1 protein-coding gene is annotated in these 287 nt (G+C 66.2%); it reads right to left on the reverse strand.

What is annotated here, in order from left to right; translation table 11 throughout:
• The coding region (locus EN852_RS39895; protein ID WP_135879980.1) for an ATP-binding cassette domain-containing protein at positions 1–287 on the reverse strand (287 nt) is incomplete at both ends.

Consider the following 287-nt stretch of genomic DNA (forward strand, 5'->3'; position numbering starts at 1 on the left):
GCCTTGGGCCCGCAGGCCAAAGGCGACGTTGTCCTCGACCCGCATATGCGGAAACAGCGCGTAGTTCTGCACCACCATGCCAAGCCCCCGCTCATAGGGCGGAAGATCGGTGACGTCGGTGGCGCCGATGCGGATCCGTCCGCTTGCCGGCCTGACAAAACCGGCGACGGCCCTGAGTGCCGTCGTCTTGCCGGAGCCGGAAGGTCCGATCATCGCCAGGATCTCGCCCGGCGCGATGTCGAGCGTCAGCGGATGTAAGACGACATGGGCGCCATAGGCGACGCTCA

The sequence above is a fragment of the Mesorhizobium sp. M2E.F.Ca.ET.209.01.1.1 genome (assembly GCF_004010375.2).
GTDB lineage: Bacteria > Pseudomonadota > Alphaproteobacteria > Rhizobiales > Rhizobiaceae > Mesorhizobium.